General features: G+C 61.6%; 28 protein-coding genes and 1 pseudogene. 12 read left to right on the forward strand and 17 right to left on the reverse strand.

Annotated elements, in window-relative coordinates:
• The first annotated feature begins 66 nt into the window (after positions 1–66).
• Entirely contained in the window at positions 67–1806 is a 1740-nt protein-coding gene (locus RRU01S_RS18500) for a methyl-accepting chemotaxis protein (protein WP_045231719.1), read from the forward strand.
• A 162-nt stretch (positions 1807–1968) separates the two neighbouring features.
• Here RRU01S_RS18500 and RRU01S_RS18505 read toward each other — a convergent pair whose 3' ends face one another.
• From RRU01S_RS18505 to traA, 5 genes are all read right to left on the reverse strand, one after another.
• Positions 1969–2277 (reverse strand): transcriptional repressor TraM, encoded by a 309-nt coding sequence (locus tag RRU01S_RS18505; RefSeq protein WP_010891530.1) that lies wholly within the window; start codon positions 2275–2277, stop codon positions 1969–1971.
• A 525-nt stretch (positions 2278–2802) separates the two neighbouring features.
• Positions 2803–3432 (reverse strand): TraH family protein, encoded by a 630-nt coding sequence (locus RRU01S_RS18510; RefSeq protein ID WP_045023302.1) that lies wholly within the window; start codon positions 3430–3432, stop codon positions 2803–2805.
• Positions 3433–3445: 13 nt separating this feature from the next.
• The gene (locus RRU01S_RS18515) at positions 3446–4642 is read right to left on the reverse strand and encodes a conjugal transfer protein TraB (protein ID WP_045231720.1); all 1197 of its coding nucleotides are present in this window, start codon (positions 4640–4642) and stop codon (positions 3446–3448) included.
• On the reverse strand, positions 4632–5162 hold the full coding sequence (gene traF / locus RRU01S_RS18520; protein WP_045023305.1) for a conjugative transfer signal peptidase TraF: 531 nt from the start codon (positions 5160–5162) through the stop codon (positions 4632–4634). Before traF ends, RRU01S_RS18515 begins: the two co-directional genes overlap by 11 nt.
• A complete protein-coding gene (gene traA / locus RRU01S_RS18525; protein WP_045231721.1) occupies positions 5159–8743 on the reverse strand; it encodes a Ti-type conjugative transfer relaxase TraA in 3585 nt (1194 codons plus the stop codon). Before traA ends, traF begins: the two co-directional genes overlap by 4 nt.
• A gap of 256 nt (positions 8744–8999) precedes the next feature.
• On the opposite strand from traA, the gene traC reads away from it, so the two are divergent.
• From traC to RRU01S_RS18545, 4 genes are read left to right on the forward strand one after another with little or no spacing between them, the layout of a single operon-like run.
• The gene (gene traC, locus RRU01S_RS18530; protein WP_045023309.1) at positions 9000–9296 is read left to right on the forward strand and encodes a conjugal transfer protein TraC; all 297 of its coding nucleotides are present in this window, start codon (positions 9000–9002) and stop codon (positions 9294–9296) included.
• A gap of 4 nt (positions 9297–9300) precedes the next feature.
• On the forward strand, positions 9301–9516 hold the full coding sequence (traD, locus tag RRU01S_RS18535; RefSeq protein WP_045231722.1) for a type IV conjugative transfer system coupling protein TraD: 216 nt from the start codon (positions 9301–9303) through the stop codon (positions 9514–9516).
• On the forward strand, positions 9503–11452 hold the full coding sequence (traG, locus tag RRU01S_RS18540; protein WP_045231723.1) for a Ti-type conjugative transfer system protein TraG: 1950 nt from the start codon (positions 9503–9505) through the stop codon (positions 11450–11452). Before traD ends, traG begins: the two co-directional genes overlap by 14 nt.
• 20 nt (positions 11453–11472) lie before the next feature.
• Positions 11473–11874: a hypothetical protein gene (locus RRU01S_RS18545; RefSeq protein WP_045023315.1), complete on the forward strand. Its 402-nt coding sequence runs from the start codon at positions 11473–11475 to the stop codon at positions 11872–11874.
• A gap of 377 nt (positions 11875–12251) precedes the next feature.
• Here the strand turns inward: RRU01S_RS18545 and RRU01S_RS18550 are convergent, their stop codons facing one another.
• Positions 12252–12578 carry a hypothetical protein gene (locus RRU01S_RS18550; RefSeq protein WP_045025118.1) on the reverse strand — a complete coding sequence of 109 codons (327 nt, stop codon included), beginning with the start codon at positions 12576–12578 and terminating at the stop codon, positions 12252–12254.
• A gap of 431 nt (positions 12579–13009) precedes the next feature.
• On the opposite strand from RRU01S_RS18550, the gene RRU01S_RS18555 reads away from it, so the two are divergent.
• Both RRU01S_RS18555 and RRU01S_RS18560 read left to right on the forward strand, forming a co-directional pair.
• A complete protein-coding gene (locus RRU01S_RS18555; RefSeq protein ID WP_010974892.1) occupies positions 13010–13267 on the forward strand; it encodes a WGR domain-containing protein in 258 nt (85 codons plus the stop codon).
• A gap of 138 nt (positions 13268–13405) precedes the next feature.
• Positions 13406–13684, forward strand: a complete 279-nt coding sequence (locus tag RRU01S_RS18560) for an HU family DNA-binding protein (protein ID WP_010891541.1) — start codon at positions 13406–13408, stop codon at positions 13682–13684.
• Between the two features lie 41 nt (positions 13685–13725).
• Here RRU01S_RS18560 and RRU01S_RS26245 read toward each other — a convergent pair whose 3' ends face one another.
• The 3 genes and pseudogenes from RRU01S_RS26245 to RRU01S_RS25515 form a co-directional block, all read right to left on the reverse strand.
• Complete coding sequence (locus tag RRU01S_RS26245; protein ID WP_162936979.1) at positions 13726–13896, reverse strand: hypothetical protein; 171 nt, start codon at positions 13894–13896, stop codon at positions 13726–13728.
• A 318-nt stretch (positions 13897–14214) separates the two neighbouring features.
• Complete coding sequence (locus RRU01S_RS18565; RefSeq protein ID WP_045024646.1) at positions 14215–14532, reverse strand: DUF736 domain-containing protein; 318 nt, start codon at positions 14530–14532, stop codon at positions 14215–14217.
• 467 nt (positions 14533–14999) lie between these two features.
• A pseudogene (locus RRU01S_RS25515) lies at positions 15000–15484 on the reverse strand (NUDIX hydrolase).
• A 131-nt stretch (positions 15485–15615) separates the two neighbouring features.
• Between RRU01S_RS25515 and RRU01S_RS18580 the strand changes: the two are divergent.
• From RRU01S_RS18580 to RRU01S_RS18595, 4 genes are all read left to right on the forward strand, one after another.
• A complete protein-coding gene (locus tag RRU01S_RS18580; protein WP_045231725.1) occupies positions 15616–16467 on the forward strand; it encodes a DUF4160 domain-containing protein in 852 nt (283 codons plus the stop codon).
• Between the two features lie 62 nt (positions 16468–16529).
• Positions 16530–17936 carry a HEPN domain-containing protein gene (locus RRU01S_RS18585; protein ID WP_010974890.1) on the forward strand — a complete coding sequence of 469 codons (1407 nt, stop codon included), beginning with the start codon at positions 16530–16532 and terminating at the stop codon, positions 17934–17936.
• Positions 17937–18016: 80 nt separating this feature from the next.
• Entirely contained in the window at positions 18017–18259 is a 243-nt protein-coding gene (locus tag RRU01S_RS18590) for a hypothetical protein (protein WP_003524955.1), read from the forward strand.
• Complete coding sequence (locus tag RRU01S_RS18595) at positions 18240–18851, forward strand: ATPase (protein ID WP_162936981.1); 612 nt, start codon at positions 18240–18242, stop codon at positions 18849–18851. The genes RRU01S_RS18590 and RRU01S_RS18595 overlap by 20 nt, the downstream gene beginning before the upstream one ends.
• A 91-nt stretch (positions 18852–18942) precedes the next feature.
• Here the strand turns inward: RRU01S_RS18595 and RRU01S_RS18600 are convergent, their stop codons facing one another.
• From RRU01S_RS18600 to RRU01S_RS18615, 4 genes are all read right to left on the reverse strand, one after another.
• A complete protein-coding gene (locus RRU01S_RS18600; RefSeq protein ID WP_041699416.1) occupies positions 18943–19260 on the reverse strand; it encodes a DUF736 domain-containing protein in 318 nt (105 codons plus the stop codon).
• A 671-nt stretch (positions 19261–19931) separates the two neighbouring features.
• Positions 19932–20870, reverse strand: a complete 939-nt coding sequence (locus RRU01S_RS18605) for a hypothetical protein (protein ID WP_045231726.1) — start codon at positions 20868–20870, stop codon at positions 19932–19934.
• A complete protein-coding gene (locus tag RRU01S_RS18610) occupies positions 20870–21796 on the reverse strand; it encodes an ArdC family protein (protein ID WP_045231727.1) in 927 nt (308 codons plus the stop codon). Before RRU01S_RS18610 ends, RRU01S_RS18605 begins: the two co-directional genes overlap by 1 nt.
• Before the next feature lie 313 nt (positions 21797–22109).
• The gene (locus tag RRU01S_RS18615) at positions 22110–22709 is read right to left on the reverse strand and encodes a hypothetical protein (RefSeq protein WP_045231728.1); all 600 of its coding nucleotides are present in this window, start codon (positions 22707–22709) and stop codon (positions 22110–22112) included.
• 517 nt (positions 22710–23226) lie between these two features.
• Between RRU01S_RS18615 and RRU01S_RS18620 the strand changes: the two genes are divergently transcribed.
• Positions 23227–23532 (forward strand): alkylphosphonate utilization protein, encoded by a 306-nt coding sequence (locus RRU01S_RS18620; RefSeq protein WP_045024867.1) that lies wholly within the window; start codon positions 23227–23229, stop codon positions 23530–23532.
• A gap of 19 nt (positions 23533–23551) precedes the next feature.
• Here the strand turns inward: RRU01S_RS18620 and RRU01S_RS18625 are convergent, their stop codons facing one another.
• Genes RRU01S_RS18625 through RRU01S_RS18640 form a run of 4 tightly spaced genes read right to left on the reverse strand, consistent with a single transcriptional unit; the run spans position 23552 to position 25420 of the window.
• Positions 23552–23761 (reverse strand): hypothetical protein, encoded by a 210-nt coding sequence (locus RRU01S_RS18625; protein WP_045231729.1) that lies wholly within the window; start codon positions 23759–23761, stop codon positions 23552–23554.
• Positions 23758–24066 (reverse strand): hypothetical protein, encoded by a 309-nt coding sequence (locus RRU01S_RS18630; protein WP_045231764.1) that lies wholly within the window; start codon positions 24064–24066, stop codon positions 23758–23760. Before RRU01S_RS18630 ends, RRU01S_RS18625 begins: the two co-directional genes overlap by 4 nt.
• Positions 24063–24950 carry a DUF7007 domain-containing protein gene (locus RRU01S_RS18635; RefSeq protein ID WP_045231730.1) on the reverse strand — a complete coding sequence of 296 codons (888 nt, stop codon included), beginning with the start codon at positions 24948–24950 and terminating at the stop codon, positions 24063–24065. The genes RRU01S_RS18630 and RRU01S_RS18635 overlap by 4 nt, the downstream gene beginning before the upstream one ends.
• Positions 24947–25420 carry a UCP036055 family protein gene (locus RRU01S_RS18640; RefSeq protein WP_045231731.1) on the reverse strand — a complete coding sequence of 158 codons (474 nt, stop codon included), beginning with the start codon at positions 25418–25420 and terminating at the stop codon, positions 24947–24949. Before RRU01S_RS18640 ends, RRU01S_RS18635 begins: the two co-directional genes overlap by 4 nt.
• Positions 25421–25465 lie beyond the last annotated feature (45 nt).

The raw sequence follows: 25465 nt of genomic DNA on the forward strand, positions 1-25465 counted from the left end.
TCGTATGCAACTATTCGCGCTCTGCCGCGACCTTCGGTCCGGTAAGTATCCTTGGGAGGTCGCCTAGTGAATATTCTCAATCGTGGTGCCAATGCATGCGCGGTACTTGCTGCCCTCTCTAAGTCTCAGGCCATGATCGAATTCGATCTGTCCGGCAGGATACTCACTGCCAACGACAATTTCTGCCGGGCGCTTGGCTATGAGCTATCAGAAATTATCGGCAAACATCACAGCATGTTCGTTGAACCGGCATTTGTGAAATCGGCAGACTATAAGGCGTTCTGGGCGAAACTCGCCGCCGGCAACTTCGACCAGCAGCAATATAAGCGCATCGGCAAGGGCGGCAAGGAAGTCTGGATCGAGGCGTCCTATAACCCTGTCATGCGCCGTGGCAAGCCGGTCAAGGTTGTCAAGATCGCCACCGACATCACCGCCCAGAAGCTGAAAGTTGCAGAAGATGCCGGCAAGATCGAGGCTTTGTCGCGGGCGCAGGCGATTATCGAGTTCACGCCGACCGGCGACGTCCTGACCGCCAACGAGAATTTCCTGTCCGCCCTCGGATATTCTCTGAGCGAGATCCAGGGCAAACACCATTCGATGTTCTGCGAACCATCCTATACCGCGTCGCCCGACTATCGGAATTTCTGGAAGATGCTTGCAGGCGGGGATTTGATGGCGGACGAGTTCATGCGGCTCGGCAAGGGTGGTCGCAAGGTCTTTATCCAGGCCTCATACAATCCGATTTTCGATATGAACGGCAGAGTCTTCAAAGTCGTGAAATTCGCGACCGACGTGACGGCCCGGGTCGAAAACGTCGAACAGCTCGCGGGCTGCCTGAACAGTCTGGCGGACGGTGACCTGGCGCAGCAAATCGAAAAACCGTTCATCCCCTCGCTCGAACGTTTGCGCACCGATTTCAACGCCGCCTCCGACAAGCTGAAGCGCGCGATGGCGACTGTCGCCGACAACGCCAGGGCGATCTCCGCGGGATCCAGCGAGATTCGGACCGCCGCCGACGAGCTGGCAAAACGCACCGAGCAACAAGCCGCCTCGGTCGAGGAGACCGCCGCTGCGCTCGAGGAAATCACCACAACGGTCAAGGATTCCAGTCGTCGGGCGGAGGAGGCTGGCCAACTCGTTGCACGCACCCGCGAACATGCAGAGCATTCCGGGCAGGTGGTGCGCGACGCGATCGGCGCCATGGATCAGATCGAAACGTCCTCTCGCGAGATCTCCAACATCATCGGTGTCATCGATGAGATCGCGTTCCAGACCAACCTCCTGGCGCTGAATGCCGGTGTCGAAGCGGCCCGTGCCGGCGAAGCGGGCAAGGGATTCGCGGTCGTCGCGCAGGAAGTCCGCGAGCTCGCGCAGCGATCGGCCAAGGCCGCCAAGGAAATCAAGACGCTGATCACCGCGTCGGGTAGCCAGGTCCAGAGCGGGGTATCGCTTGTCACGAAAGCCGGTTCCGCGCTGCAGGAAATCGCGACCCAGGTCCACGACATCAACACGAATGTCGTCGCGATTGTCGAAGCGGCACGCGAGCAGTCGAACGCTCTCGGTGAGATCAACAAGGCCGTGAACAGCGTCGATCAGGGAACGCAACAAAACGCCGCGATGGTCGAGGAGCAGACGGCGGCCAGCCACAGCCTTGCTCGCGAGGCCGCCGCGCTATTCGAGCTGCTGGAGCATTTCAGGTTCGATGACACCGGCCGAACGCAAGCGTTTGCTGGCCAGGTTCATCGGCCATCCGTCGCGCCAGTCGCCAAACCGTCGAGCCGCGCTGCCCAGGTCTTCGCTGCGTAGGGTTCCACCGCGGTCGGTATCAAAGAGACCGAACGGAGGAGCTCGTGTCACGCCGCCTTGCCTCCGATGAAGATAGCGGGTCTGAGCTGCCGCAATAGTTCAGGACCGATATGACATCATAGCCCGCTATAAAAATTCGCCATGAGACAAACGGAAGCCGGTTCAGTTCACGGAGGCGTTCGGGATATAGCCAAGAATGCTGATTAGCGTGCTGACAGCGCTCATCTGCGCGTGCATCTCGATACTGGCCTCGATGTAACACAGATGCTGTGGGCCTCCGACTTCCTTTCCCGACTTATAGCTTTCCGGCAGGGCCTGGAAAAGTTCGTCGGCCTTTTCGACAAGTCGCCGATGTGCACGGATTGCGTCTATGGTCAGTTTCTCGAGGTCAGCCGGGTGTAGTCCACGAGTTAAGCCGACCAGTGGCCGGAGCTCAACTTTTTTCGTCAATGTTGCATCTTCCGATTCCATTCCTGACCTAACCCTGGTTTTGTCTGCGGTGCGCCCCCGCCGACGTTGAACCCTTTGAACCCTAGCCGGGGGTTAGAATCCGAGATGAATCGGCCCTGAGACCTTTAGCACCGAGGCGCCTGGACATGAGTCACAGGCCCCCGGCCACAAGGTCAGAGGGTTCCTGGCACCGTTTCGGTCAGCGCCAACCGTTCATCTGCGGATTCTAAGCCGCAACACAGCGCGTACTGCGTCATGCCCCTTATAAGAGCCATTCCAAAGAGATGCCAGCGCCGATCGACAGAACGACGGTGCAAATCTTCACATGCCCATCTCGATGCAAGGCACAAAATACCTCAAGGCCTATGCTTTCGAAGAAGAAATCAACGCGACTTGCGACCAGGGATAGAATGCATTGTTGAAGCGTGACGACACTTAGTTGTTTTCCGCCATGGTCTCATTAAGTGCGATTCGCTTGGCCCACGGACCGAGCGATTTTTCCCTCCTGGCCCGCGTTCATCCACGCAGACGCGAGGAACCTGTTCCTCACTTCCCGCGCGCGCCGATGCCGGAAAGGTCGATCCGAATACCGGCCTTGTTCGGGTCAGCTGGTTCCGCCTCGAGTGCAGTATCGACGTTGCCGCCCTTCATCTTGTCACTACCGGCTTCGGACGTTTCCGCTTCCACCCCTGGATCCGGCTCTGGCAGCTTCACGTCGCCCGGATCGGCTGCCCGGAACACCGCTGTCCCCTCGAAATACCCCGTTTGCCATGCGATGATCGCGTCTTCAAAAACCTGCGGAAGGACCTCGCTTTCGGGAGGGTTACCGTACCATTTGGTGACGATACGATAGACTTTGGCGAACAGGGCCGTGCCCATCTTGATGTTTTCGCAAGGCTCGATCAGGTCCGGCTTCAACTGGCCCGCCTCGACGATACCGAGGCCGGCGGGATACTGCGTCAAGCCGACGCGAACGATATTGCGGCCGAGGTTCTGGCGTATCAATGCGAGCGCTTCGTCCGGCGTTGTCGGCTTCGGCACCAGAACGATGCGGTTGCCGGAGCGGACAGTGACCGCGAGCGGGTCCGGCGCCCCTGCCCGTTCGATGAACTCTTCGACGATCGCGGGCTTCAGGCCGGGATCGCTGCATTCCTTGATGAGGGCGGAATCGACCATCGCGAAAGTCTCCTTATGTGTTGAAAGCCGTGACGACGGGTCGCCCGAAGAGTTTCGCCCAGGCGATCACGCCTGCTTGTTGGATGGCGACGATCGACGTTCCCTCGGTCCACCATCCGTTGCCCGTGGCGACGATGGCGGCGGGGGAAAACAGCATCGAGTGCAGTATGGGCCAGACGATGAGCTGCTCGTAGCAGATCAGCGGCGCGATCCTCGTGCCAGCGAGATCCACGGCCGGGTTGGCGAAGAAATGCGCTTGAGCGCCACCGCCCTGCCCGGTCCATTGCAACCATGGCTGCCACATCGATACCGGGATCGGCATGCGCTCGCGATAGAGGATCCGTGCTTCACCCTCCGAGACCGTCACCATGACGTTGTCGTAGCCGCCCGGATCGATGACGGCCGCGCCGGCGATCACGGTGACGTCCGCCCCTCGCAAGCCCGCCTGCCAAAGCCGTGCGACAGTCGGGGTCCATAAGCCGAGGGCGCTTTCGGGAAGAACGATGACACGGGTTTCCGCTCCTGCCGCCGCGCGCACCGTTGCGATCAGGTCACGGTGATGGTCAAGCGAACCATCACGTCCAAGCGTTTGACCCTGTTCGAGGTCGACGCCTTTCCATCCATCCGGTAGGACAGGTTGCGTCCACGTAGCGGCGGACCAGAACCAGAAGCCTCCCAGGGCAATGGCAGCAGCCGGCCAGTATCGCGATGTCATCATCGCGAGGCCGGCTGTGGTCGCACCCAGCCCCCACCATCCAAAGCCGGGAAACAGAATGCCCGCTGCGGTCAGTGGATGCGCCCACCCGGTGATGCCGAAGGGCGGCAGCCCCATCAGCACCGCGGCCGCAAGGTAGCGCACCGGCTTTCCCCAACCCAGAGCGCCCCTTCCCGGGAGCCTCTTTTGCAAGCGCGCGGGCCAGAACGCCGCATGCACGGCGACAAAGCCGGCCGAGGCCGCCAGCCATAGCAGGAGGCCGGGCCAGAAATCGGCGGCGTAGAAGTTCGCCACACCCTGCGGCAGGCCGCGCGAGGCGGTGAGGAAGTACCCGGCAGACACCGCGCCCGCAACCAGTCGTGATGGAGATTGCGCCCATAGCAACGGAAAGAGCATGGCTGTCGGAAGAAGGAGGGCCTCGCCGCTCCAGCCGACCGCTCCGACGGCGATCGAAAGCAGGATCAGGAGCGCCACACGCCAGCGGTCACGGGTCAAACGTGAACACCGGCCGCGCCTGACCGAGAAGGCCGGATGCCGGGATCGGCCCAAAATATCGTGAATCATAGGAGCTCGCAAAGGATGAGTGAAGAAAGAGATGGCCGGGTGGCACGACGCCGCCGGGATAGGGATGGATCGCCCTGCCGGCACCATCCGTCGCCCGCACAGCGGATGCGGGTACCGGGCGGCCGTCGATGATGACCTCGCCGGCGATCTCGACCCGGTCGCCGGGAAGAGCGACAATGGTCTTGATCAGCGGCGCAAAACCGCCCCTGCAAAGCCCGCGGTGGAGATATCCGCGCTCTAGCGCCTCGATGAACGGCGCGTTCGACGGCGGGCAGATGAACACCAGATCCCCGACCTCAGGGGAGCGGTTCAATGCCTCGATGCGCCAGAGCCCGAGCGGCTCGCTTGGTGTTAGGTTCAGGCGATAGCCGCCGACCGCGGCGACGACCGATTCGCAGAGAATGACGGTCACAGAGGCACGGATCAGGATGATCGCCCGGCGCGGCGTCATTGCTTGATCACCGGTGTCTGGCGCTGCGATAGCCGCAGGTCCTCGACCTGCCTCAAGGTCGCGGCGGTGCGCTCGTGGGCAGCGAGTTGCTGGGCGGTGCGCATCACCGGCCATGCCTCGGCCAGGTGCTCCTTCTCTTGGGGCTGGAGCCCCTTGGCGAGCTGCTCGAACAGCCGCCCGGACGGTTCGCGCGCGGCGTTCGGCAGCAGGCTGCGTTCACCGAAGCGTTCCGATACAGCCTTGTTGAATCCGTCGATTTCGAGCTTGGCCTCCTTGTCGCTGACCGCATATCCGAGTGCTGCGGGAAGGTCGTTGCGGTCGATCGCATCGCGCACCCGTTCGAGCACCGTGCGGGCGGACGGCGACAGTGCCGGAATGTCGATCGAGACGCGATGCCGGATTGCCCTCTCCTCCGTTTCAAGGCGCTGCATGGCGTTCGTTCGCATCTGAAGATAACGTTCGAGGTCACGCGAAAGCGCCGGCGCATTGACGTGTGCAATATCGCGGTCCTCCTTCTCCACGCGGCTGGCGAACAGGCCGGTCTTGCCTTTGAGCGCTCCAAAACTCTCCGGCTCGTTCGCGATCTTCGCGAGCGTGGATTTCGCAGTCGCCGGATCCTTCAACGCCGCGTCGACATCGACCGCGCGGAAGGCGGCTTCGGGCTGGGCGTAGATCAGATGAAAACGGGAGGAGACTTCCTCCCATTGCTTCTTCAGACCGGGATCGGCGGCGAGCTTGTCCTCGACCGCCTGGTCGAGGGATTTCGGATGAATGGTGATGCCGGCAACCATCGGCCTGACCTCCTTCATGTTGCTGGAAAGCGATTGTTGCTGCTGAGTGCTGGAAACGAGACCGAGCTTGCCGCCGATGGCGAGCAGCCGGCTTCCGAGACGGGCAAGCCGCTGTTTCTGCCGGACCGTCCAGTCGAGCCGGTCGCGCATCATGGTCCGGGCGACGTTCATGAGGCGCAGGCCATGCGTGTCGGCGAAGCGGAGTGCCGCGCGATAGAAGCTGGCGTTCTCGTAGTCGAGCGTCGTTTCCTTCGCTGCGTCGCGCGACATGCGTTCCGTCATCCGCGACAGCGCCAGCTCGCGGATGTCGACGACCTTCCAGGTATGGCGCTTGACCTTCTTGCCGTCGGGAAGACGGACCATTTCGGAACCCTTGTGGTCGAGGCCGATGCGGTCGCCGATCTGAGGCGCCGCCTCTGCCATCGCGCGCTTCAGGTCGACGCCCCAGATGGTGTTCTGCTTCCCCTCGCCGGTTTCGAGCGTGACGAAATAGCTGTCGTGGTTCTCGGGCTTGTTCTCGTAGGGAGCCTCTCCGTGATCGACGAGAACGCCGCCGCGGTTGGTGAACTCGTTCATGCCGACATAGAGCCGGGCTGCATCACGATGACGGGTGAGCGCGACATAGGTCAGATGGCGGTCCATCGTGCCGGAGGCGAGCACCCTGACGACGTCGACCGTCGCGCCCTGCGATTTGTGGATGGTGGTCGCATAGCCATGATCGACATTGGCGTAGAGATGCTGATCGACCGTCACCTGGCGGCGATCCTCCCCTTCGCCAATCTCGGCGACAAACCTGCCGGGTGCGGCTTCGACCACCTTCGCCAGCATGCCGTTCTTGACGCCGAGCGATCCCTCGTTCTTCAGGAAGACGATCCGGTCGCCGGCGTCGAAGCGACGCTCGCCCTCTTCTGTCCGGAAGGCGAAGCCCTCGCCGACGAGACCGCGCCCGACCAGCCTTTCGCGGGCGAGTTCGTTGAGTGCGCGCACGTCGAGTCGTCGATGGGCGAGAATGAGAGAAGACCTCGCCGGATCGTAGTCGCGGTTCCAGTCTTCGATCAGCGAGGCTATGGCCTCGTCCTTCGACCAGTGCGAATGGATCAGGTTCGCGCGGTCATAGGCTGCGAGCGCCGACCCGACTTGACGGTGGGCAAGATCGACCGAGGCGCGACGCATCCACGCCTCGCGCTGACGATAGATCGTGCCAAGTTCGGCATAGCCGATGCGGTCGGTGATCGCGCGGAATGCGGCGCCCGCTTCGATCGGCTGGAGCTGATCGGGATCACCGACCAGCACCAGCTTGGCCCCGGCCTCGGTCGCTGCCTGGACAAGCATCGCCATCTGCCGCGACGACACCATGCCCGCCTCATCCAGCACCATGACGGTCCTGTCGTCGAGGCGGTCACGCTCCTGCTGCCAGCGTAGTTCCCACGACGACAGCGTGCGCGCGATGATGCCGGCCTCTTTCTCCAGACCCTCCGCCGCCTTGCCAGCAAGCGCTGCGCCCACGACGCGATATCCGGCGGCTTCCCATGTCTCGCGGGCCGCTTTCATCATTGTGGTCTTGCCCGCTCCGGCACGGCCAACGACGGCGGCTATGCGATTGGCGCCGGCGATATGCGCAAGCGCTGTCCGCTGTTCCTGCGACAGCCGGTCGTGGCGCGCGAAGGTCGCGTCGAGAACGGCCTTGCCGATACCATGCGAGGAGCGTCGGTCAAGCCACATCGCGCTCCGGGCCATCGTCGCTTCGAGGCGGATCAGCTCGTGCGTCGTGAACTTCGACGGCTCGCGCTTGCCGGTTGCCAACGAGATCCGCTCGCGCTCCAGCCGCAGCACTTGCCCACTCTGCATGATGCGCGCCATCATGTTGCGGAACAGGCCCGCATCGTCGATATAGCGATGCAGGATTTTGGCGACATCGCGCTCGTCGAAGACGCTCTTCTCGCGGGTGATGAGATCCAGCACGAGTTCGGGATTCTCCCGGATGCGGCGGGCATTTTCCTCGCGCCGCTCCTCGTTGAGCTCAAGGCGTTCGAGCTCGGCTTTGCGTCCCTCCCCTTCGGCCTTACGCTCGATCGCCTTGGCGCCGACGCCGAGATGAATGGTCGGCACCAGATCGATACCCTGCTTCTCGTAGGATCGCCCGTCGACGCGCAAATTGATGCCGTTGAGCGCCAGGTGATGGTTCATCCGTTCGAACCAGGCGTCGCGAAACGCGTTGAAGTCGTCCGTTCCGCCGGCCCATAGCTCATAGACGATCTTCCCGGCTTTCGTCCGCAGAGGTTCGCCCTCCTCGCCGATCACCGCGACCTTCTTCGCGCCAAAACCGTATTCGGTCAGCGGCCGCAGTGTCGTCATCAGGTGGATGTGCGGATTGCCGGGATTGTCGTGATAAACCCAGTCGGCAACCATCCCTCTGGAGAGAATGTGCTTTTCCACGAAGTCACGGACGAGCGCGATATTCTGCTCGGCTGTGAGCTCCAGCGGCAGCGCCACCGTCAGGTCCTTGGCGAGCTGGGCGTCGATCCGCTTCTCGAAAGCCTCGACCCTGTTCCAGAAGGCCTCCGAAGCGCCGGCGACAGAGCGGTCGGCGATCAGCATCCGGACCCATTTCGGCGCATGGTCCGGCAAAAGGAACTCTTCGTGAAGGAGCCCAACCTTGCGGGTGTAGTCGATGGTGCGCGCCTCACGCTCGTAGTGCATCTTCGCACAGTGCCGGTAGGCCGCCGACAGCACCGCGCTGCGGCCGTCGCCGCGGCTGACGATGCTGGCTGAGAAGTGGGCGATGGCCACGGCGGCGAATACTCCCGGTCAATCGGTCGAAACAAGCTGCTCGTCGCGAATAGCGGCCCCGCCAGGGTCATTGAGCAACGCGTCGCGCCAGCGACGTATAATTGCGCCCTTGGATCCGCTCCTTCGGAACGGCGGGATCATCTTCCAAAGTGTCGGCTTTGCCGACGTGCAAATCTGCACGTTCCTTCGGACGTGCTTTTGAGGAAGTCTGGCGGCGAGAACATCACCGCGAGACTTCCAGGGAGATCCGACCGGAATGAAGAAACCGTCATCGAAGATACGTGAAGAAATCGCCCGCCTTCAGGACCAGCTCAGACAGGCGGAGACGCGGGAGGCCGAGCGCATCGGCCGCGTCGCGCTGAAGGCCGGTCTTGGCGAGATCGAGATCGAGGAGGCCGAACTCCAGGCAGCGTTCGAGGACATCGCCGGGCGCTTTCGCGGAGGTAAGGCAGGGACATCCGGAAGGAAAAATGCCGATGACGGCCGGACCGCCGGCGAGCCGGGCGCGACGCTCGCATCTGGCTCGGATGCGGGCAGCCGTGGCGAGGCTTGAGCGGATGCACCGGACCTCATCGACCGACGCCCGAAAGAAGGACACCCGCGAGAAGATCGAGCTGGGTGGCCTGATCGTCAAGGCCGGGCTGCGCTACGAGAAACGGGCACTGCTGCTCGGCATGCTGATCGATGCAGGTCGCCGCATCAAGGGCGACGATGCCGAGCGATCGCGCCTCACCACGATAGGGGCGGAGGCCTTTGGTCGTGACGGCGAATAGAATTCTCCTCGCCGTCGTCCCCGCCACGACGATGATCGCCGCGGTGATCCTGATGCCGGGGATCGAGCACTGGCTGGCGGCGTTCGGAAGGACGGCGCAGGCGAAGCTGATGCTCGGGCGGTTCGGCATCGCCCTGCCCTACATCGCAGCGGCTGCGATAGGTACGATGTTCCTGTTCGCGGCCAACGGTGCCGCCAACATAAAGACGGCTGGATGGAGCGTCGTCAGCGGAAACGTCGCGGCGATTATCATCGCGATGATCCGCGAGGCGGCTCGTCTTTCCGGCATCGCCGGAAGCGTCCCCACGGACCAGTCCGTCCTCGCCTACACGGACCCGGCGACAGCGCTCGGTGCGGCCGGCCCATTCCTCGCCGGCGTCTTCGCACTTCGCGTCGTCATCAAGGGCAAGGCTGCATTTGCCAGTCCGGCGCCGCGCCGTGTCCGCGGCAAGCGGGCCGTGCATGGCGAGGCGGACTGGATGGGCGTGGTCGAAGCGGGAAGACTGTTTCCCGATGCGGGCGGCATCGTCATCGGAGAACGCTATCGCGTCGATCGCGACAGTGTGGCGGGCATGTCGTTCCGCGCCGATCAGCGCGAGACATGGGGCGCGGGCGGCAAGTCCCCGCTGCTCTGCTTCGACGGCTCGTTCGGCTCGTCGCACGGCATCGTCTTTGCCGGCTCCGGCGGTTTCAAGACGACATCGTTGACGATCCCGACGGCGCTCAAATGGGGTGGCGGGCTTGTGGTTCTGGACCCGTCGAGCGAGGTGGCGCCGATGGTCTCGGAACACCGGCGCAAGGCCGGCCGAAAAGTGATCGTGCTCGATCCCGCCACGCCCGCCATCGGCTTCAACGCGCTCGACTGGATCGGGCGGTTTGGCGGAACGAAGGAGGAGGATATCGTGTCGGTCGCGACCTGGATCATGACCGACAACGCGCGGACTGCGTCCGCCCGCGACGACTTCTTCCGGGCTTCCGCCATGCAGCTGTTGACCGCGTTGATCGCAGACGTGTGCCTGTCAGGGCATACGGACGAACAGGACCAGACGCTGCGCCGGGTGCGCGCCAATCTCTCGGAGCCTGAACCGAAACTGCGCGAGCGGCTGACGCGGATTTACGAGCAGTCCGAATCCGAATTCGTCCGGGAGAACGTCGCGGTGTTCGTCAACATGACGCCGGAGACGTTCTCCGGCGTCTATGCCAACGCCGTCAAGGAAACGCACTGGCTCTCCTATCCGAACTATGCCGCCCTGGTGTCCGGCGACAGCTTCTCGACGGACGATCTCGCCAAGGGCGAGACGGACATCTTCATCGCACTCGACCTGAAAGTGCTGGAGGCACATCCGGGCCTTGCCCGCGTCGTGATCGGCGCGTTCCTGAACGCGATCTATAATCGCAACGGCGAGGTCGAGGGCAGGACGCTGTTCCTGCTCGACGAGGTGGCCCGTCTCGGCTATCTGCGCATCCTCGAGACAGCGCGCGATGCCGGTCGCAAATACGGCATCACGCTGACGCTGATCTTCCAGAGCCTCGGGCAGATGCGCGAGGCCTATGGCGGTCGGGACGCCACGAGCAAATGGTTCGAGTCGGCGTCATGGATCTCGTTCGCGGCGATCAACGATCCCGACACGGCCGACTACATCTCGAAGCGATGCGGCGACACGACGATCGAGGTCGACCAGACGAACCGGTCGACCGGAATGAAGGGATCGTCGCGCTCGCGGTCGAAGCAGCTTTCGAACCGGCGGCTGATCCTGCCGCATGAGGTGATGCGCATGCGGACCGACGAGCAGATCGTGTTCACGGCTGGCAACGCGCCGCTCAGATGCGGCCGCGCCATCTGGTTCCGCCGCGACGAGATGACGAGGATCGTCGGCAAGAACAGGTTCCATCAAGGCGATGCGCCGGCCAAGGGGCCGGAACCTTCCACACCCTGACAGAACGAAAGGAAGCGCGCATGATGCATTGGAGAAAAGACTGGTACTCGTTGATGGGGCCGTTGATGACCTGGGTGGCGTTCATCATCGCCATTCCGTTTCTCGGCGCCGGGGCGATCGTCAGCATGGCCATTCTGCCAGCGATCGGCGATACGATCGTGAAGACGGTTGGCCTTTTCTGCGCTCTGGTGCTTGGGCCACTGGCGGCGTTCACGGAGATCGCGCCGCCATTTGTGACGAGAGAAGAGGTGGCCTGGCGCAACAGAAACAGAGAGATGCTCTTCGAAGGCGATGTCGCCTGGGAAGATGTTCCGTTTCTGCCACCGGTGCTGAACCGGATTCGGTCCACAACCGGAAAACGAAAGCGGGAGGAAGAGAAGGAGGGGGCCGCTGCCAGCGATGCGAAGCCGTCCATCGCATGACGTCCGAAAGCGCGTCCCCGGATGCCGTACGGGACCTGTATCCGGCACACTGCGACAAGCTGCTGAATTCAGGGGGAGAGGCTATCACCGGTGCATAAAATCACCAATGAGCGACGCCGATCTCCCGGAGCTTTAAGCCGGCCGCAGGCCGCACCCGGGAGAGGGATAGGGGTTTGGGGAAAGGGTGGAGGGAACCGTCCCCTTTCCCCATGGGAGGGTGTTTGAGGGAGGGGCTTGCCCTTCCCTCATGGGGTGAGCGGCGAGAGGGGCGGCGCAGCCCCCCTTTCGTTAGCCATGCCGGCCGGTCGATCCGGCTGACGAGGCTCGCAGACAGGGATACGGACGAAAGGTGGCACCACCACCTTTCGTCCTCGACATTAATCGGGGCTAACGTTGAGTTCACGGATCACCGTGTCGATGCGCCAGTCGCCAATCTCGGTTCGTCGCTGGGCAACCAGAATATCGACGGCCGTTTCGTTCGCCTCGATAGCACTGATCGCCGCGTCCATCGCATCCCATGGACCGAGGTTTTCGACAGGGATGACGTCGCCGTCATCGTCATAGGCGCCTGAGATGTACATTGGCGCGCGCGTGACGCGGTCATGTGCACGCTCGGCTTCTCGAATCAACCGAAAACCCTCTTCCCGCTGACGCCAGTATTCCGGGCTGCCACCATCGATGTATTTGATTTTCTGCTCTGTCATGACAATCTCCTTTCGTCTTTCTGACGCAAGGAGGCTGCGCCGTAGACGCGAGGGGTCAGGGATCGCATTGCGACCGCCGGAGGCGGCGAGTGGAGGAGCCGATTTGCAAGAGCCGTCGCGGACGGCGGCTGCAAATTGGAGGTGCTACGACGTCCTTGACGCCGGAGTGGCGGGTGCAAAATACAAAGTCAGAGAGAAGAGAGACCCGCGCCTGCAGGGCGCGTCCGTCTGCCGGTAGAACCGGCCGCGAGAGGATCGCAACCGGATGGCCGAAACCGCTTGCGGGTTCGGTGCGCTTGCGCATAGAGCCATGCGTTGAAGCCGCCTCGCCCAGTTCCCTGTCTGAAATCATCACGGCGATGAATCGGTGACACCGGATCGATTCAGATAACTCGTTGGACGCTGCTTGCCGAGATAGCGACAATGAGGGCATGGAAGACAAGGAGACATGCCCGGTTCATCTTCACCGCATCGAGACGGCGCAGAACATGCGACGCTTCTACATTCTGGCGATCCAGCCGACACTGTTCGGCGGGGCTTCGGTCATCCGCAACTGGGGCCGGATCGGATCGGGCGGCCAGACGATGATGCAGACCTTCGATCATCCGGATGATGCGAACACAGCACTCTCCTGTCTCGAACGAACGAAGAGACGACGTGGCTATCGGGACGCGGGCAACACCGAATAGCCGGTTTCAATCGACCGCATTGCTGCATTTCCTGTGGCTTACGCGCTCCTTCCGGGGATTCCTGCCTTTCTGCCCCTTTCTTCGCCACATCTTCATTGCCAAAGCTGAGGGACCGAAACAACATGAGGAATGTCCAATATGACCACGACCAACGAAATCGCCGACAAGATCGCAGCCGAACAGAGCCTGACCAAGGCGCAGGCCAAGACGATCGTCGAGAGCGTCTTCAAGCAGATCACCGACGCGGCGCTTGCTGGCGCAGAAACGTCGATCCCATCATTTGGAAAGTTCAAGCTGAAGGACACTCCGGAGCGCGAGGGACGCAATCCGGCGACGGGTGCTACGATCAAGATCGCGGCATCGAAGAAGCTGACCTTTACGCCCGGCAAAGCGGTCAAGGACGCACTGAACGGCTGAAGCGACCACGCCGCCGGAAACGGCAGCATGATGGAAGCCTCCTAGAAAGGAGGCTCCGCGCTGATGCGTCCGTCCTGTTCGGCCTCGATCGTTGCAAGCTCCGCCTGTACCATCTCCAGCTCCGCCGCAATCCGGCGGCGCTCGGCCGGATCGCAGGCATTCCTGAATTCGGCCCGAAGCTCTTCGCGCTGAATTTCGAGAGAAATCGTCATCGTCGTCTCCTTGACGTTTGTGAAAGACGACGCCGCGCGTCATGGCGGAGCGGAGGGGTCCAGCATCGCGGGACGCGACCGCCGGAGGCGGCGAGGGGAGGAACCGATTTGCGGGAGCCGCCATAGGCGGAAGGAGCAAATTGGAGGCGCCGCTCGTGCTGGACGCCTTCGTTTCGCCATGGCACCCTTGGACGAACTGAGCAGCCCACAACTCCTCGTATGGCACCGGAAAAGCCGGAAGCAGGCTCGATGCCTGCGCCCGGCTCTCCCTCGCGACACGAAAAGAGCCCCGCCTTTCGGCGGAGCTCGTTGCGGTGATCAGGCCTCCCGCTTCGGGCGGTTCCAGATGAGGGCGTATTCGCCTTCCTTCTCGCCCGGCCAAAGGGCTGCTGTGATCGGGGCATTGAAGCTGGGGTCGTCGAGCTTGACGGAGATGAAGGGCTCGCCATCGTTGGAGACCTTGTTCCAACCCGCGCCGACCTCGACGCCGTTGCCGGCGGTGATGCGGAAGTCCGGAGCGTCGCGCGAGACGCGCTCGATGGGGTTCAGGCGGGCCTTCATGCTGACTGTGAGCGTGCGCACGTTGCCGATGATGGAGTTGTTGCCGTTGGTGTTGAATTCGCCGATGACTGCCATTGTCGTGCTCCTTTTCCGGTTTGCTCGGGCCGCGCCCATCGCGTCCTCGATGACGGTGTTAAGACCGACGGCGATCGACGTCGCACCGCTGGCGGCCGGAACGAAGTGGAGGACGGCCGGGAGCGGCTTTCTTGGCCCGCGAGGAATGCAAACCTGTTTGCAGGGGAAGAAAGTCGCGTATGGCCGTTGCGGCCAAGGCGATCGAGACGAAGGCGTCCTTCGGTCACACCAGATCCATCGAGGTCTGCGTGGGTGTGGCCAGCCAGAACCGGATTGCGCACGACATGCCGAGAAACCAATCGTTGAACTCACTACCAGCACGCCGCTGGCACAATCGTTTTCGGCACCCTGCTCACACCACGTCACGGCTGCGGACCTGCCGTTCCTTCGACGCCATCGCCGATGGGTGCGTCTGAACTACCTGTCGTTCGACAGTCGAGCGATGCCGAGACGGCTCTGACTCGACGTCATGAACATCGCATTGCTCCACGCGTCGAATAGATAAGGAGGTGTCGAACCGGCTGTCGCTGTACGAACTCGGCCTGCACATGCTTCAGCACATGGCGTTGACCCGCAAAAGGCACCATCCCCAAGGCCGTTTCGAACGGCACCCATCGAAATTCGCTATGTTCGTGATTGATGACAACAGTTGCCCCAGCATCCACGAAACCAACGAAGACCGGCAGCATGCTGATTGCGTCGCGATCCGCCTCATAGAACTGCTCACATATGTCTGCCGAATAGAGCTGACCACAAGTCAGGCCGGTTTCTTCACGAACTTCGCGCAGCGCTGCTTCCCATGCTTTCTCCCCCTCTTCAATTCCACCGGCAATCTGGCACCACTCGCCGATCAGCGTGCGATTCCGGCGTAAAAGCAGTACCTCGGGTCCAGCGGCGACGCTGCGAAGAAGTACGACGGATACGGCAAAAATCGGATCGGAATTTCAGCCATCTGCTGCGCTTCCCTTCACTCACATAGTTTCCGGCAGACCTAAGCGACATCAATCCATCAGGGGTAAACATTCGCATTTCGATGGTCTATAGCAGTTTGCAACTTCCAGTCATTTGTCTCCCGGAATAACAATGATCCTTTTTCATCATACTTCTGTTTCCCTTGCCGAGGGAATTTTGGCATCTCAGCTCAACCAGGGTCACGTCACCAGGCGGTCCGAAGAGCCATTGCGCGACGTCGTATGGCTGACGACCGATGAAAGGCACGAGGGGCACGGACTGACGACGGGAGAACAACTCGATCCAGTGCACCGTTCTTATGTTGAAAAAGTCGAGCAAACGAAGCTTCGCCAGGGGCGTGTGTGGACGGCCGATAAGACGCGCATCAGAATTAAGGTCAAAATTCCGACGCGGGACCGCAAGCTTTTCAACTATTCTGCCTGGTCCCGGAAAAACGACGGTCCGAGGTTCGCGAAGTTCATGGGCCTTTCCTGCGTCGAGTCCGTGGCGGGTCTGAACGCTTCGGAGCTGGAAAGAGTGATGTTGATGACAGCGACGAAAGAAGAGACCTGGTATCTCTCGTTCCGGCCCATCGATCCTAAGGAATTTGAAGAAGTATTATACCGGACGGAGGACGGCTACATCCCGTATGACTTCGAACTTCACGGCCGCCACGAGCTTGAGAACGTGGGAATTTATTCGGCAGGGAAAGCGGCCTTGGAGGAATTGCGCGAGGTTGTCGCGTCGCGACACGGGTATGACCGTGCAAGTGCTGTCGTAACCTGTGCTGATCTCGCGATGCCGGCAAACGTTGTCGTTCGTGGCGGAGGAATCAACGTGGCTTTCAACCTCGACACCCTCCGGCGACTTGAAGGTAGCGCCGGCCCGTACGAGGAGGAGATTGTAGCCTGGATTGAACGGCATCGTTTGGATCTCAACGAGGCCTGGCAGAAAAGCCGGACGCAGCTCATCAGCTACTCGTAAAATTCGGCGATTTTTGCCGCTTCGATTAACCTTCTCTGTCCAAACTCCATCATGGTGAGCAGTTGCGCCATCCCTCAATCGCCACGGTCGTCACTCCGCAGTCAAAGTCGGTCAACCAGTCCGACGCCTTCCTTGCCAGCAAACACAATCAGCTCAATCTGTTCAACTCGATCGATCATCTGGTTACGGATGAGAAGAAACTCAGCGACAGTGAACGGGGCGCAATCGAACACCATATCGTAAATATTCGCGCGGCTATCGCCCGATCGCTGTGGTCAAAGGAAATTTATGTCGGTACGTCTCTCTTGGATGAGCATGTTCTCGCATGCGCTAAGCAAGGTGGGGGTGGCGTTCCCGGAAAAATGCTGAGTGATCTCGCTTCGGCCGGAGTCGAGCGTCCCGGGTTCGTCCTTTATCCGCTAACCAGCTTCGGCATGAAGATGGAGATGCTGCCCTGGAGGAATTCGGGACTGAAAAGCCACATCCTGTTTCGTGCGGCCGGGTTTGCCGTCAGCGCCCAGACCAATTCAGTCGCGCGGGCACATGACCGCCTGATCGAAATGGCACGCGGGTTGGGCATACGGCAACGTATAGAGCGAGGCGACATCGAACATTTCTCGCATGCTGCGCAATGGCTTAAAACTAACCCGTTGCTGCTCGTCAAGCTGACATCGCACACGGGAGACATGTATGAAAACCAGTTTGTCTACACTCTCAAGATCCGGTCGGCTGCGTCCGCGCTACTGATGCTTCACGCGCTGTCGGTCGAGCGGGACGGCTCGATCGACAAATTCAGCTCGTCCGCTCACGTCAACAACTGGGAAACACTCGACATCCGCCACTATCTGATCGGGGAAGGTCGACGCTCTGGAAAGATTGCCACCCGGCGCGTCCCCATGAACGTGTCGGCGCTGGATCTCGCGAGACTGTCGGATGTCGCCGCCGTAGTCTCGACAGAGGCGATGGAGACGAACACGATGAAGCGTTTCGAAAGACAAATCGTGGCTGCGCTCAAGACTGTCGAGCAGGGATATTTCCGGCACGTCCATCTCACGGCCGGCTCAAAGATGGAGGCGAGGTTCTACAAGCGCATCGTCACCGCGCTCGACTGGTTCCGACAGTCATTCGGTTCACATGCCAACGAGTCGGAGGCGATTGTCGCTCTTGCGGTGGCGTTCGAAACGTTGCTCACCGACCACTATCAGCCAGGCGTGGCGGAACGCATCAAGCGCCGGGCTGGAATTTGCATGAAAGGCGTTCCCCGCGTTTCCTCCTATCAGCAAAGTATCATTGAACTCTACCACGCCCGCGGCAGCATCGTTCACACGGGGGAACTTGGCCAAGCCGCGAACGTAGAACGTGCTCAGGCAGCGTTTGCGCGATGCTTCTGCAGTCTCGTCTCTCGCCTCCCAAGCGGTCGGCTACCGAACAGCGATCCTGTTCGCAACCTGCTCGGCGACACCGGATGAATCGAGAGTACGCATTAGGAGGACTGGTCTTTTCGTGCTCTATGATGCTTGCTATATTAAGGTGAAAAATTGGAGCAGACATGGCAAAAGTCGTCGTCAAAAAGCTTAATGGCCCTAAGTCCGGAGTGCGTGGCAAAGCGGTTACGGAGAAACGGGTTCGGGATTCGAGCAGCGGGCAGTTCGTCACTGTGCGGACGATCGACGCAAAAAGCCAAACTTTCGGGCAAGATCTTACCTATGTCTTCAGCAGGAATGTCGCCAAGGCCCGCCGTGATAATAAGGCCGTGACTGGCGTTGTCGATCGTGCGCCTGAAAAAGCTTGAGCAGCCCGTCTTTCTGATTGTTGCTGGCCCGAACGGATCCGGTAAGAGCAGCGTCTACGCAAATGCGGATCTCGAGTTGGAAGGGCGCTCCGTATGGATCGTCAACCCCGATCTTCTCGCCGGCCGGATCAGTGAGGTAGAAAACAAACCACTTCCGGAAGCCAACTTGGTTGCTGTTCAGCGCATTGAGGCCTGGATTCAGTCATCGATATCCGTTCATAAGACGATCGGGGTAGAGACCGTTTTATCGACGGATAAGTACCGCCGTCTGGTTGAGGCGGCTGAAGCCGTGGGATTTGCCATCTGGCTTTTCTACACCGTTTTGGACAGCCCGGAGCGGTCGATCGAACGTATCAAACTTCGCGTTGCGAAGGGTGGACACGACGTTCCGGCTGATAAAGTGCGTGCCCGTTACGCAAGATCGCTCGATCAACTTCCGTGGTTTCTCGAACGAGCTGACAGAGCCTGGATTTGGGACAATAGCGGTGCGACGCCCAAGCTGATCGGCGAAAAACAGGATGGTGTGATCGGCCTTGATGAGAATGCTCTCGCCGTCGTCGCTTCAGCTGTGAAATCCATCGCGACCGAGTGATGAAATGGGCTCGATGCCCACCTCCGGCTTCACCATGTGAGAAAAAGACGAAAAAGAGCCCCGCCTTGTCGAGCGGAGCTCCTCTGGGTGCTCAGGCCTCCCGCTTCGGGCGGTTCCAGATGAGGGCGTATTCGCCTTCCTTCTCGCCCGGCCAAAGGGCTGCGGTGATCGGGGCATTGAAGCTCGGGTCGTCGAGCTTGACGGAGATGAAGGGCTCGCCGTCGTTGGAGACCTTGTTCCAACCCGCGCCGACCTCGACGCCGTTGCCGGCGGTGATGCGGAAGTCCGGAGCGTCGCGCGAGACGCGCTCGATGGGGTTCAGGCGGGCCTTCATGCTGACGGTGAGCGTGCGCACGTTGCCGATGATGGAGTTGTTGCCGTTGGTGGTGAATTCGCCGATGACTGCCATTGTCGTGTTCCTTTTCCGGTTTGCTCGGGCCGCGCCCATCGCGTCCTCGATGACGGTGTTAAGACCGACGGCGATCGACGCCGCACCGCTGGCGGCCGGAACGAAGTGGAGGACGGCCGGGAGCGGCTTTCTTGGCCCGCGAGGAATGCGAACCTGTTCGCAGGGGAAGAAAGTTGCGTATGGCCGTTGCGGCCAAGGCGATCGAGACGAAGGCGTCCTTCGGTCACAACAGATTCATCGAGGTCTGCGTGGGTGTGGCCTGTCCGAACCGGATCGACCACGACATGCCGCGAGACCAATCGTTGAACTCACCACCAGCACGCCGCTGGCACAATCGTTTTCGGGACCATGCTCACACCACGTCACGGCTGCGGACCTGCCGTTCCCTTCGACGCCATCGCCGATGGGTGCGTCTGCATTACCGACCGTTCGACATCAGAGCCATCTTCGACTGGATGGTGTCTCCTCCCAACCGGCAAGGGCCTCCGCTATGCTGCGATCCCCCTTGCCCTCAGCGCCCCACACCGCAACGGCTGGTCGGCATGGAACGTGTCCCCCACTTCAGAAACTGACTGGGCCGGCGTCTTTCACGGCAGAGTTCCACCATATGGCGGTGCCTCTTCCGCTCCAAATGGAGCGGTCAGCCGTTACCGCAGCGCCGGAAGGCTGCCCTAGACGCCACACATGCCTTCGCATTCGATGGGCCAGAGATCGAGTTGGCCATGATCGGCGGCCGTCGACAGGTCGGCTTCGTCAAGAGGAACACATGAGCGATGAAGATAAACTTCGCCACGGATGCGTCGAATGCCGGTCCGCAGCGCTCGATCGACTTTCACCGCGTCTGCCCAGGCTTCCGGATCATGATCACGCATGTGGCGCCAGCGTCCGTTATCGTGAAACGGGCATCCGATGCAGGCCGATTTCGGGGGCGTCGGATAATCATGACGGCGCAACCAGGCCAGGCAATCGCGCCTGCTCATGCGTTGTTCGATCAACGGCCAACGATTGATCTGCCAGTCCTCGAACGAGGGTTTGATCCGGCTGGCCTCGTCTGTCGAAATGCCAATCCACTGCTCCGCGACGGGATGATCAGGTGATCGCTTGCGCGTGAGGCCCAACAATTCCCGGACCTTCCTCCGGATCGGCACGATCTTGTAATCCGCAGTGCAGGCCCTGCGCATCATGCCGATCGATACGGTCTCGCGCGATGTCGCGCGGGAACCGATCTGGACGAGTTCGCCGTCGTCGTCCTCATCGAGAACCGGTCGTGCGCTCCCGGCTGGCGTCACGGTTTTTGCAAAAGCCGGAATCGAAGCCCACCGTTTGCCGGCAGCGGCGTCCATGAGATTGTCGCGAATATTGCCGGCCGAGACGACATGGATCGGGAACGGAACGACATTCGGCGACATCAACCATTCAAGATGATCGTAGACGGCTTTTGGCTCCCAACCAGTATCGGCGAAGATCGCGCAATCGGGCATCGGCCCGATCTCACCATGCGCTGCCATCAACGCCATGGTGGTGGACTGGACGCCGGCGCCGAGCGAAAGCGCCCGCAGCCGGATCGGGGAGGACGCGCCATCCCCGGTAAAGTTCGACACCTGGAGCATCAGGCCGCCTCCTTTCCGGAAGCTGCCTGCGGCTGAAGGTCGTGCAGATAGGCGACAGCGCGCTGCGCATGCGCCGCCGCATTGAAGATCGCCCGCTTGTCGGATCCGAGGATTTCGGCCCAACTCTGGATATAGGCGGCATGATCCGGCCGAGGCTCCAACTCTGGCACGATACCCAGATCGGCGCAGATCATCGCTGCCCCAAGCTCCACCAGCATCTCTTCGAACGCCCTCTCACGGCGATCCTTGTGGTAGCGGCTCAGGTCCCTGTTCAGTCGGGCGGGACCGCCCGCCCAATGCAAGGTTTCGTGCGCTCTCGTCGCAACGAAAGAGGCCATGTCCCGGAACTGTTCGGGCCGCGGCAGCTGGATGTGGTCGGAGGCAGGAGAATAATAGGCCTTGTCGCCGCCGTAACGGACGACAGCGCCCGTGTTATCGAAGAAGCGATCGGCATGCTCGATACGCTCGAGCGGTTTCGCGATCGGTTCGGGGCGACTGTAATAATGATCTGCAAGGCCATCGATTTGATCGCAATTGAAAACTGTATAGGCCTTCAGGAAGGGAATATTGCGCTCGACCTCTCCGCCGCCCGCGTCCGTCTCGGTTTTGGTGAAGCGGCTGGCATAGACGACGGTCGCGCCGCTCTCGCCCTTGCGCACGTGAGCGCCGAGTTCGTTTGCCTGGCGCAGCGTCATCCATGTTGACGACATGAAACCACTGGCGACGCTCTCCGACCACAGAAGCAGAACATTGAGGCCGGTGTAAGCTTGTCCGTTGTGACGAAGCGGCCGGCTCACCCGGCCCGATAGATTGGCCGCACTCCACGGCTGCACCCATGGGCGCACGCCCTTTTCCAGATCGGCGACGATCCTGTCGGTGATGCGTGCATAGATATCGGTCCGCGTGTTTGCTGTTTTCCTGCTCATTTCCAAACCTCCGTTTCAGGAGGCCGCGCCCATCGCGGCCCCGTCGCGGAGGGCCGAAAGCAGGAGCGATCAGGGGGAAGGCGCACCGGAACGGCCGGAACGCCAGTGGAGGACGGCGCAGCCGTTGCGGCTTGCCGCCGGATCCTGCAGGACCGACGAACGGGACGGGGCAGCGATGTCGCCCCGCGTCTCTTCGTCTTTCCTCTGTTTCCCCATTGAGCTTTACTCCAACGGCGACACAAAAAATGGCCGCCTCGGAGTGAGACGGCCTCGTCCCGACGAAGGCGGAGCTGGATGCTCCGCCGGAGACGTCTCAGCCAAGAGCGTCCATCTGCGCTGCGGCCGCCTTGCGGTCGAGCGTCTGGCCGGGATTGTCGACCGGCCGATCGAAAGGCTTCCACGCTTCGCCGACAATCTGTTCGTAGGCTGCGACGGCGCCTTCAGCTGCCAGGCGGAGCGCGTGGGCCTGAATACCCATGTCGGCTGCGAACTCGCGCTTGCGCTGGGCGGCGCTGTCGTAACCGACCGGGCCATCGATATCCTCGTCGCGAGCGTCCGACGCACCCTTGGCGGTCGCATCGCGTGCTTCGGTGACGGCCTTGCTGTAGAACTGGCCAGCGCCATGGGCCGATCCGACATAGGCGCCGACGATGCGCTGGAGATGGATCTGCATCGCCCGTTCGCCGAGGCCCTCGGAGAGGCCAGTCGCGGTTTCGACGATAAGGCGCTCGTGCATGTCGCGGATGCCGTCGCTGTCGAGGATGGCCGTTCCGAAGCTTTCGGCGATCCGGAGCGCCTGCGCTTCATCGGGGCATGTTAGGCGGACCATTTCGATCGTGGCGCCCTTGCGGAGCTGCACGACACGGGCGGCAGGGCGAGAAGCTTGACGTGAAGAGGTTGCGGGCTTTGCCATGATGGTTTCCTTTTCGGTTTGCCCGAAGCGATCGGCCCCTTGGCCGTTCTGTCCTTCGGTGCGGTCGAAAAGAACCGGCGCAAGCCGGGCGGTTCAGGGTCCGGGCAGGCCTGATCGAGCGAAGCAGGTGGGCGGGCAAGCGGAACCCACGGTTCTGCGAAGCCCGCGTTCCTGTTTTGTCGAGAGCGGCATGACCGGCCGTCCCGCGGCGCGACAGCGGCCTTGAACCGGACGGGCGCTGGTTCAGACCGCCACGAAACCGAAGGACAGAACGGCCAAGGGGCTGATCCCGGATGCCGAAGCCGGAAAGGAGGTCATGCAAAATGCGCGCCAGGCCCGCACCTGCAAGCTGGTCTTTCCATGCTGACGTCACTGGTGCTCCACGTCGCCAGAATGGATCGCCGATATGCCCGATGTGCCTGTCAGATCACTCTGATTTGCTTGCCCCGCCTTTCCCCGATAGACGCGCATCTGGCGTTACGACCGACCAACAGTATTCGCGAAAGGAACACCGCAGATGAGCGATCATAGCGGCGACGATTATGTCTATGACGAAGCAACCGGAGAATGGCGTCCGGCATCCGAGATTTCCGCCGAAAAAGCAAAAGCCGCAGAAGTGCGCGACGCCTCCGGCAACGTGCTGGCCGATGGCGACTCCGTCGTGCTGCTCAAGGACCTGAAGGTCAAAGGCGCCGGCCAGACCTTGAAGCAGGGCACGGTCATCCGCTCGATCCGGCTGACAGACGATCCGGAAGAGATTGACTGCCGGCATGATGCAATCAAAGGCCTGGTCCTGCGCACCGAGTTCGTGCGCAAGCGTTGATCAGGGCTGTGCCGATTGCTCAAGGTTTCGGCAGCCGATAGCGGTCCAGCCAGGTCGGGCCGTGCGTGTTGCGCAGCTTGCGAAGGATCTGGCCGTCATCGCAGCGCGCTTCGCCCATCCAGACGGTGTTGAGGATGCGCTTCCATGATCGGCCGTGCCTCGCTGCGTAATGCTGAAGCGCCTTTACCTCCTGATCCGTGAGGGACGGAAGCGGTTCATGGCGCTTCATGGTATCGTCTCCTGCAATGCCGCAATCGCGGACTGCTGCCGCATAAGCTTGCGCGCCAGAGCATCGATCTCTGGCTGGCGCTGCGCGGTGATCGCCGCAAGATTGGAGCGGTAGCGGGTGAGGAAGGCTTCGGGTTCAGGAGGCCTGACGCGGCGATATCCGTATTTGCGCCGTCCAAGCGATGGGATCAGCGCGGTCATCCTGCGAATGATCTGGCGGTCGATCATGTCGAGCTGATGCCGCGTCTGCCGGCACGCTTCTTCCATGCGCCGCAATTCCGCCTGTCGATCGATGGACCGGTTCATGCCGCCGTCCTCCTCGTCCATGAGGCAAAGCTTGATGGACCGTCGTAGGCTGCGTGGCGCGCTTCATCGATGATGAAGCCGAAACGGCCCGCTTCGTATTCGGGTGACGGCACGAGAAATCGCCGTTCCTCGCCGCCATGATCGCGCCTGCCTGCGCGCGTGGCGATTACCTCGGTCATGCCTGGATGATGATCCGATCGAAGTGCCGAGATCACGATCCAGTCGCTGGCGTGCTCGAGCTCGAACGCGCGGCGATCCTTCACATGAGATTCGCCGTGAGCAAGCACAGTCGCAAAAATCGCCTCCCACGCATCGGGCTCCCAATCCTTTAGCGTCTCGCTGGCGCAACGCTTCTCGAAGCTGGTGAACAGTTCAGGGAAGGTGTGCGCCACGGCAGCCCAAGCGCAATCCTCCTCGTAGAACCCGTCGTCCGCCCGGAGCAGCGGATGGACCGCGCGGTTTCGGTCGGCCGAGAGCCTGAAGCCGCCGTGGCTTGCAGTGGAGTGGAATTCGATCCCCTCGGCATAGGTTGTCGAGTGCTGGGCCGAACCCCATGGCGTATGCACATGGGGGGCGGTATTCCGACGTCCGAGCGCCTGTATTTCGCGCTGATGTTCGGCCTGTTCGAGGACGTGTGCACTAAAAGCCGCCTCATCGGCGAGTTCGCCGCAATGACCGTAGAAGTCTCCCCGTCGCCACTCGGGAAGCGGACGTCCAATCTTCCAGCCGGTGGCCAGATAATGCCGCCCGGCCTGACCTGGCAGCATGGCAAAGGCGTGATCGCCGACGCGGGCGACGGGGAACCCTTCGCAGGACAGACCAAAGAAAACCCCCGGAAATCCGGGGGTGCAGTCGGGCATGTTCGTGTTGGGAAGATCGATCATGCGGCAGCCCTCCCTTCCACAACATCGGCGGCGATCTCATCCGCCGTGACGTCCTCGAGAACGGCGAACGGATAGCCATGGGTGGTCAGCCATTCCTCGGCAGCCTGCCGGCTCGCCGCGAGATGGACGAGCTCGGCGCTGTCGCCAGGGCGGTCGAAGACACGGTAACTGCCGACCGCCGGACGTTCGACGATGGTGAACATCAGGCTGGTTTCCAGCGAAAATGTGCGGTGGACGCGGATCGCAATAACACCGCCGCTGCCATAGTCGCCTTCGTGGAGCGTGAAGCTGGGCGGCAGGCTGATGTTGCCGGCGCCGCGCTCGTCCTGCTTGCGTATCAGCCGGCCTCTGCTGTTGTTGGTCTTCCACGCGGAGAGCTTTTTGCGATGGCGCTCCGGCGGGCGCGGCTGGCCGTTGGACCACGCCAGAACGGTGCCGATCGGCGCCAGGAATGCGAGATGTGCGGACATGTTGATCTCCTTGATCTTTAGAGTTGGAAACGAAGCCGCCGCCAG

Origin of the sequence: Agrobacterium rubi TR3 = NBRC 13261 (assembly GCF_000739935.1) — a bacterium.
Taxonomy (GTDB): Bacteria; Pseudomonadota; Alphaproteobacteria; order Rhizobiales; family Rhizobiaceae; genus Agrobacterium; species Agrobacterium rubi.